Source organism: Kitasatospora sp. NPDC034035 (assembly GCF_055575755.1).
The window spans coordinates 68336-75758 of sequence record NZ_JBVISA010000039.1; the positions used below are offsets into that span (position 1 = coordinate 68336).

At 71.4% G+C, this 7423-nt stretch carries 8 protein-coding genes; 5 read left to right on the plus strand and 3 right to left on the minus strand.

The annotated features are described in order from the left end of the window. Nucleotides 1-16: 16 nt before the first annotated feature. Nucleotides 17-799, minus strand: coding sequence for a hypothetical protein (locus ACZ52J_RS36655; protein WP_465625047.1), 783 nt, complete (start codon nucleotides 797-799; stop codon nucleotides 17-19). A 300-nt stretch (nucleotides 800-1099) separates the two neighbouring features. Between ACZ52J_RS36655 and ACZ52J_RS36660 the strand changes: the two genes are divergently transcribed. From ACZ52J_RS36660 to ACZ52J_RS36675, 4 genes are all read left to right on the plus strand, one after another. Next, on the plus strand, nucleotides 1100-1897 hold the full coding sequence (locus ACZ52J_RS36660) for a class I SAM-dependent methyltransferase (RefSeq protein WP_465625049.1): 798 nt from the start codon (nucleotides 1100-1102) through the stop codon (nucleotides 1895-1897). Between the two features lie 686 nt (nucleotides 1898-2583). Then, nucleotides 2584-2787, plus strand: a complete 204-nt coding sequence (locus tag ACZ52J_RS36665) for a hypothetical protein (protein ID WP_465625051.1) — start codon at nucleotides 2584-2586, stop codon at nucleotides 2785-2787. Between the two features lie 164 nt (nucleotides 2788-2951). Further along, nucleotides 2952-3650, plus strand: a complete 699-nt coding sequence (locus ACZ52J_RS36670) for a DUF998 domain-containing protein (protein WP_465625053.1) — start codon at nucleotides 2952-2954, stop codon at nucleotides 3648-3650. A 139-nt stretch (nucleotides 3651-3789) separates the two neighbouring features. Next, the gene (locus tag ACZ52J_RS36675) at nucleotides 3790-4554 is read left to right on the plus strand and encodes a class I SAM-dependent methyltransferase (protein ID WP_465625055.1); all 765 of its coding nucleotides are present in this window, start codon (nucleotides 3790-3792) and stop codon (nucleotides 4552-4554) included. A gap of 99 nt (nucleotides 4555-4653) precedes the next feature. Here the strand turns inward: ACZ52J_RS36675 and ACZ52J_RS36680 are convergent, their stop codons facing one another. Beyond that, nucleotides 4654-5307 carry a TetR/AcrR family transcriptional regulator gene (locus tag ACZ52J_RS36680; RefSeq protein ID WP_465625057.1) on the minus strand — a complete coding sequence of 218 codons (654 nt, stop codon included), beginning with the start codon at nucleotides 5305-5307 and terminating at the stop codon, nucleotides 4654-4656. A gap of 95 nt (nucleotides 5308-5402) precedes the next feature. On the opposite strand from ACZ52J_RS36680, the gene ACZ52J_RS36685 reads away from it, so the two are divergent. Next, on the plus strand, nucleotides 5403-6365 hold the full coding sequence (locus ACZ52J_RS36685; RefSeq protein WP_465625059.1) for an alpha/beta hydrolase: 963 nt from the start codon (nucleotides 5403-5405) through the stop codon (nucleotides 6363-6365). A gap of 49 nt (nucleotides 6366-6414) precedes the next feature. Here ACZ52J_RS36685 and ACZ52J_RS36690 read toward each other — a convergent pair. Beyond that, the coding region (locus tag ACZ52J_RS36690; protein ID WP_465625061.1) for an ISAzo13 family transposase at nucleotides 6415-7423 on the minus strand (1009 nt) is incomplete at its 5' end.

Sequence of the window (7423 nt, forward strand, 5' to 3'; positions counted from 1 at the left end):
CGTTGCGGTGTCGGGTTCAGCCGGCCAGCCCGCCGGCGAGCAGATCGGCCAGCATCAGCAGCTGCCGTACGTTCTGGTCGCTGAACTCCTGCCGGTCGGGGTCGTGGAAGACATCGCTCCAGGAGTCCGTCTTCGCGTCCACCGCGAGCACGCCGAGCGGTACGGTCCCTGCCTGCACCCGGACGATCACCACTGCGTCGTCCGCGGGGGTTCCGGGGACGTTGCCCCGGAAGTAGGACTTCGTGGCGGTCCGGCGGAACACCCGACCGGTGGCGACGACCTTGCGCAGGGCGCCGATCCCGAAGTCACCGGGACCGATCCGTTCCACCGGCGAGGCCGAGTCAAGGGAGCGTCCGCGGCAGGTGAAGGTCGTGGTCACCGGATTCCACGAGTAGTAGACGCCTCGACAGGAGTGGTGGATCCTGGCGGCGGCCGCTGCGACAGCCTGGTCGAGTCGCCCGCGCTCGGCGCTCGGATCCTCCGAAGCGGCCAGGAGGCCGCTGATGTTGGCGGTGAACGTGGTGCCCGGGGCGACCGCCGTCACCAACTCGTTCAGACCGCGGGACGTCTCCCGCGCCAGCGCCTCGATCTGTCCGTGCACCGTGCGCGCCCGCCGGGCCTCCACCGATCCGACCAGCAGCGTCAGCGCGGTCGTGGCGATGCCGTAGAGGATGAACTCCAGCTGACGGTCGGTGTTGGAGCCGGCCAGGGTACTGAAGACGAACGCCCCCGAACCGAACACGAAGGCGAAGAACTTCAGGGTGCCGTCGACGATCAGTGATCGCTGAGTAGCCGTCACTGCCACCCCCCACGCTCGTCCCACCGCGCTCGTCCCACCCCGCCGGGGTGCCCCCGCCCCACGATCCTAGAGAGCACGGGAGACGCCCTCAAGGCTTTTCACCGGGACCGTGGCGGGGGAGGCGTCGTGCAGCAGGCCGCCCCGGCGGCCCGGCGGCCCGGCGGCCCGGCGCCCGGCACCGCCGGTGTGCCGTGGCCGGGACGGGCGCGCCGGGCGTGCCAGACTCGCACCACCGGGTGCCGCGCACGGGCCCGGCGGTGGGCCACCGGTCCCGCCGCATGCGACGGAAGGTACGACGGCATGGCCTTCGAGGGCGCGGTCCCCGACGTCTACGAGCGGTACCTCGTGCCGCTGCTCTTCCGCCCCTACGCCCGCGACCTGGCACTGCGCCTGGCGCAGCGCCACCCCCGGGACGTGCTCGAGACCGCCGCCGGCACCGGCGCGCTCACCCGCGAGCTGGCCGCCGTCCTGCCGAGGGACACCTCGATCACCGCGACCGACCTCAGCCGGCCGATGCTCGACCGCGCGCAGGCCGTGCCGCTCGCCCGCCCGGTGCGCTGGGCCGCGGCGGACGCCATGGCACTGCCGTTCCCGGACGGCTCCTGCGACGCCGTGGTCTGCCAGTTCGGGGCCATGTTCTTCCCCGACCGCCCGCGCGCCTTCGGCGAGGCCGTCCGGGTGCTGCGGCCCGGCGGTGTCCTGTCGTTCAGCGTGTGGAACGACATCGCGGCGAACGACTTCCTCGCGGTGACCGAGGCGACCGCCGCCGAGCTCTTCCCCGCCGACCCGCCGGACTTCCTGAGCCGCATCCCGTACGGATACCACGACGCATCCGCGATCGCGCGGGACCTGGCGGACGGCGGCTTCACCAGCGTCCCGCAGATCGAGACCGTCACCGAACGGGGCCGCGCCGACTCGGCGAAGGACGTGGCGACGGCCCTGTGCCAGGGCACCCCGCTGCGCGGCGAGATCGAGGCCCGGGGCGGGCACAGCCTGGACGAGGTGACCCGGACGGTCACGGCGGCGATCGCCGACCGCTTCGGCACCGGCCCGGTCGAGGGGCCGCTCAGCGCGCTGGTGGTGACCGTCACCCGCTGACGGCCCCGGCGTTCCCGCCGGCAGACTGCGCTCCTTGAGGCGGAGAGCCTCGTGAACGACACGAGCACGTGTCGCGCCCCCACCGCACCACGTCGGAGTCCGTCGTCATGCGCTGCGGGGGTGGTGGGCACCGCGGGCGTGGTGGGAGCCGAGGTCGGTCACGGGGCCATCCGGCGCGTCGCCGTCAGCCGCCGTTGCTCGATTTGCACGCGCTTGTTGGCATGGAGGAAGGCGTGCAACTCCGAGGCCGGCGTGAAGGGCGCGATTACCAGCACTGCCGTGAAGAGCGGACCTGCCATCATCACCGTGCCGACCCAACGCGCGAAGGTGGCACATCCGTTTCGTCCGGCCCGTGAACGGCTTGTGAACGCGAGCGAGGTCCGGTACCCGTGTGGGTACCGGACCTCGTCCGACAGTGGAGCGCCAGGCCCGGGTTGCACGGACTCTCCCTACTGAAAGTAGGGCGTGCTCTGGTAGCACCGCTGACGCCTGGCGAGGAATCATCTCCCTCGCGACGAGAAGAATATTAGCAGGTCAGCAGCCCGCCGTCGAAGTCGATCACGGGGCGGCCGGGGCCCGTCCCCCCGGGCGGTGCGGTCGGGAGGGTTGTGTCCCGTGTCCGGCGGTGGTTGCCTGGGCGGGTCAACTTCCGCTACCAGGGCGGGTGATGAACGGGGAGGTAGCACATGCCGGATGTGACTGGCGGGTTCGCGAGGCTGGCTGTCACGAGTGTCGTCGTGGCGGGTGCCGCGTTCGGCCTCGCGACGCCGTCGCACGCTGCCGAGCGGGAGGTGCCGGCGTCCGCTGTCTCCGGGGCCCACGAACTCGCCGAACTCGCCGCGCCCGTGGCGCTGGGGATGGAAGCGGCGAACCAGGGGCACTACCTGTAGAACCCGAACCCGTAGGACGTGTCCGGGGTGCGGACCCGGTGGGCTGCGGCTCGTGGCCCGTGTTCTCGCCGAGTCTGTCGTCGTCGGCGGCGCGAGGGACGCCCCGAACTGACACAACCGTACGAGTAGCGCAGTGGTTGACATCGACGGTAGGGGGCCGGCGGATGAGCAGGACGCGCGGGGCACTGGTCTGGGGTGCCATCGTCGCCCAACTCCTTTTCACCGTCTCGTGGTTGGTGGGCAGTCTCGCGGAAGGCCGGCACTACCGGGTGTCTGCGGAGGGCATCAGTGACCTGGGTGCGCTGACGGCCGGTCATCCCTGGTTCGTGCTCACGGCGCAGGGCGTCGCGGGCCTGCTGACCATCGCGTTCGCCCTGTTCGCGCTGGGCCCGGCGCTGGCCTCCGGCGGCGGGAGGCGGCCGGTGGCCGCGTGGTTGGTGGCCGCCACCCCGCTGGGGCTGGACAACGTCTGGGACCTGTTCTTCCGGCTGGACTGCCGGGCGGCCGATCCCGGGTGCGTACAGAGCCTCGGTTCGGCCTCCTGGCACGCGACCGGGCACCTGGCGATCTCGTTCCTCAGCTTCCCGGTCATGGTGATCACGCCGTCCGTCCTGGCCGCCCGGTTCCGCGCCGTCCCGGCCTGGCAGGGGTACTCCGGCTTCGCGCTGGCCTTCAGCTCGGTGATGTTCATCGGGGTGATCGCCTTCATCGGACTGCACGGACACGACGGCGCCGGCTACGCGGAACGAGCCCTCGCCCTGGCCGCCTCGATCGGCCTGGTGCTGCTGGCCCTGGCGACTCGGCGGGCCCTGACCGGCTCCGCCGACCCAGGGCCCGCGCCGCTGACAACCGCCCGCGCCTGAACGGGCCGGCGGGTCACGGGCAGCAGGCCGAGCGTGTCGACCACGCTGTGCCGTTCGCGGCCGTTGATCAGTTTGCCGCCGTCGAAACCACGGAGTACTGCCAGACGCTCTCTGCCCCGGTCGTGCCAGGATGCTCGGCATGTCTGCTCGTGCACTGAGCTTCGGCGCAATCGCGGAAGCCTACGAAAGGTTCCGGCCGGGGTATCCCGCAGAGCTCTTCGACGTGGTGATGGCGTACGCGGGCCGGCCGGTTCGGACCGCCCTGGAGATCGGTGCGGGGACAGGCAAGGCAACCCGCCTGTTCACCGAGCATGGGGTCACGGTCACGGCGACGGAGCCCGACGCCGCCATGCTCGCCGAGCTGAACAAGGCCGTGCCCGCGAACGTGACGACCGTGCGGGCCGCGTTGGAGGACCTGCGGCCGGGCGAAACCCATGGGTTGGTCTATGCGGCGGCAGCCCTGCATTGGACACGCCCGGAGGGCCGGTGGCCAAGAGTGGCCGCGCTACTGGAACCGGACGGTGTGTTTGCCTCGTTCGGTGGCCCGGTTCAGCCGGCCGATCCGGCTGTCGAGGAGTCTGTGCGTGCGGCACGGGCGCCGTTCCTGGAGAGCGACGAGGTTCCGTCTCCCGACGGGACTGCTCCGGATGAGGAAATGCAGTGGCCGGGTACGGAGCTGCAGCGGTCTCCGTTGTTCCTCGACGTCCAGCAGGCCGTCATCAATCGGCGCTTGACGATGAGCGCTCCTGACTACGTCGGCTACCTGTCGACCGTCTCGGCGTACCTCCAACTGCCGCGATCGAGGCGGCAACAGACGTACGACGCGATCACGCGGGTCCTGCCCGAGACGGTCGAGATCGCCGCCGACATCATCGTCCATCTCGCGCGTCGGCGATCCGGGTAAGTTCGGCGGCCCGAGTATGTCGGCGGCCCGAGTACGTCGGCGATCCGAGGAAGGGGCGGCCCTCCTCTTCCGACCGCACCGAACTCGTGATCCGGCACGTCAGGGGATCCGGGCCTCGACGTGGGCGAGTTGGGCGGCGAGGATCTCCTCGAACGCGGCGCGGCGGTCCGCGCCGAGGGGGCGGACGTCGCGGGCGAAGTGGGCCAGGGCGGGGAAGCGTTCGGGGTCGGCGCCGAGCACCGCGACGCGGAACTGCTCCATGCCCTGTTCGTACTCCTCGGGGGTGATGGTGCTGATGCCGGCCTCGGAGGAGATCAGCGCGGCGAGGAGGGTCACGATGCGGTGGTAGCGCGCCGGGATCTCCTGGTCGGGCAGGCCGGACGTGCGCAGGGCCTGCAGCAGTTCTTCCATGACCAGCCGGGATCCGGTGCCGCCGGACCCGTAGCGTCCCCAGACCGTGGCGAGTTGGGGTTGCTCGCCGAAGGCCTCGCGCAGGCGCAGGCCAAGGGCGGTGATGCGCTGCTTCCAGTCGCACTCGGGGCGGTGGCCGTCCATGGCGGCGAGCAGGATCCGGTCGGCGACCGCGCGCAGCAGTTCGGTCTTGTTGCGGAAGTGGCGGTAGAGGCTGGAGGAGTCGGTCCCGAGCACGGCGGCGAGCTTGCGCACGCTGAACGACTCGGCGTCGCCCGTGCGCAGGAGTTCCGTCGCCGTATCCAGGATCTCCTCGGTCGACCATCGCCTTCGGCCAGTCATCTCGCCCCTCTCGTCAGGACTCAGCCTAGTCTATGCACTTGGCGTTGCACGCGGTGCGTGCATAATGAGGACAACTCAGAGGGGGAGAAGGACACATGAGCGAGACCACTACCGCCGCGCGGCCGCCGGAGCCGGACTTCTCGGCGATCACGACCGAGGAACTACTCGCCTACCGCGACGCGGAGAACCGCTTCCGGGCCTCCAACGCGGCGCGGGCGATCCTCGGAGAGCCGGACCCCGCCGCCGCCATCGACTGGCGACGGATCGCGCTGCCCGGACGCGACCTCCCGGTCCGGGTCTACCGGCCGGCGCCGCCGGGCGACGGCGAAGCCGCCGCCCGAACCGACCTGCCACTCGTGGTCCATGTCCACGGAGGCGGCTTCGTGGGCACGGCGGTGCAGTGCGACTGGACCAACAGCCACCTCGCCACCCGACTGCCCGCGCTCGTCGTCTCGGTCGAGCACCGCCTCCTCGCCCCGGACAGCCCGCTCACGGACGCCGCCGACGACGGCTGGGACGTGCTCGACCACGTGCTGCGGCACGCCGCGCAGTGGGGCGTCGACCCGGCGCGCACGGCCGTCTTCGGCGAGAGCTGCGGCGCGCTGATCAGCGCCCTGACGGCCATCCGCGCCCGGGAAGCCGGCCTGGAACTCGCGGCGCAGGTGCTGGTCAACCCCGTAGGCGACGTGACTGAGGCGATGTTCGACCACGCCTCGATGGCCGAGTACGCCTACAGCCCGACCCGGGCCCTGCCGCTACTGCGGCTCTTCCAGCGGCTCGCCGCCCCGCCGGGAACCGACGCCCGCGCACTCTCGCCGCTGCACGCGGACGACCTGAGCGGCCTCGCCCCGGCACTCGTGGTGCTGCCCACCCAGGACGCCCTCGCCGACCACGGCCGCCGCTACGCCGAGCGGCTGCGCGCGGCCGGGACTCCCGTACGGCTCTCCGAATACCCTGGCGCGAAGCACGCGTTCCTCACCCTGCCCGGCGTCGAACCTCAGGCCGAGGCCGCCCAGGCGGAGATCCTCCGGTTCCTCCGCGCGGCCCTGTCGAAGTGAGGGAGCAGGGAAGGCACCCCGCGCTCGGACCCAGGGAGCCGCCGATTAATTACTTGGCGTTCTTGGTGTGGGTTCGCCCGACGAGGTCGGCGAGGTCTGCCGCGGTGGGTGCGGTGATCGGTGCCGGGCGGGCGCGGCGGTCGAGGGCCTCCAGGATGGGGGTCATCTCGTGCAGGGCGTCGCCGACGGCGGCCGCTGGCGAGCCGAGCAGAGAGGTGAGGACCCGGATCTGGGTCTTCCAGCGGTGGCGGATGACGGTGACCAGCAGTCGGTCGGACAGCGAGAGGGGCCCGCGCCGCAGGGTGCGGTGCCGGGCGCGCTTGTGGTGCAGGCTGATCGGCGGGTGGTCGAGGAGGTACTGCTCGACCTCGGCCAGCAGGTCGGCGAACGCTCCGGTGTCCATGCCGGTGAGGGTGGGATGGTGCAGCCAGCCGGGGGCCAGGTCGTCGGGCTGGGTACGGTCTTCGCTGGTCGGGACCGGCACCCGGGCCGGCGGTTCGGGCCGCAGGGTGTAGTTCCACGTCCCGTGCCAGTCGTGCGCGGTCAGCGGCAGGGCCGCCATGACCTCGTCCAAAACCGTGACGCCGGTCGGGTAAGCGCCGGGGTCGAGTTCAGCGTGCACCGTCAGCCCGGTGCGAGTGGTGGTCGCGCCGATGGTGTTGACGATGACCTCGTGGCTGGTCAGCGGGCGTCCGCGCCAGTTGCTGCTGATCTTGGAGAAGAGGCGGTGCTCTATCTTGTTCCATTTCGAAGTTCCAGGCGGAAAATGACAGACCGTCACCTCCAGTCCAGCCGCGTGGGCGAAGTCGGCCAGTTCCTTCTTCCAGGCCCGCACACGGTAGCCGTTGGAACCGCCGGCATCTGCGGTGATCAGCAGCCGGGTCGCGCCGGGGTAGCGGTGCCGTCCCTCGCCGTGCCACCACCGGCGCAAGGTGGCGACCGCAAACGCGGCGGTGTCCCCGTCGCAGCCCACCGACACCCAGCCGGCATCGGCGGCAAGGTCGTAGATCCCGTACGGGACCGCCTTCTGGGCGTCCTTCTCGGGAAAGTCGTGGGCA

Coding starts and splice junctions, on each gene's coding strand:
- ACZ52J_RS36680 (WP_465625057.1), bottom strand. CDS start 5,307: ATGACTGGCCGAAGGCGATGGTCGACCGAGGAGATCCTGGATACGGCG.
- ACZ52J_RS36660 (WP_465625049.1), top strand. CDS start 1,100: ATGGCCTTCGAGGGCGCGGTCCCCGACGTCTACGAGCGGTACCTCGTG.
- ACZ52J_RS36665 (WP_465625051.1), top strand. CDS start 2,584: ATGCCGGATGTGACTGGCGGGTTCGCGAGGCTGGCTGTCACGAGTGTC.
- ACZ52J_RS36675 (WP_465625055.1), top strand. CDS start 3,790: ATGTCTGCTCGTGCACTGAGCTTCGGCGCAATCGCGGAAGCCTACGAA.
- ACZ52J_RS36685 (WP_465625059.1), top strand. CDS start 5,403: ATGAGCGAGACCACTACCGCCGCGCGGCCGCCGGAGCCGGACTTCTCG.
- ACZ52J_RS36670 (WP_465625053.1), top strand. CDS start 2,952: ATGAGCAGGACGCGCGGGGCACTGGTCTGGGGTGCCATCGTCGCCCAA.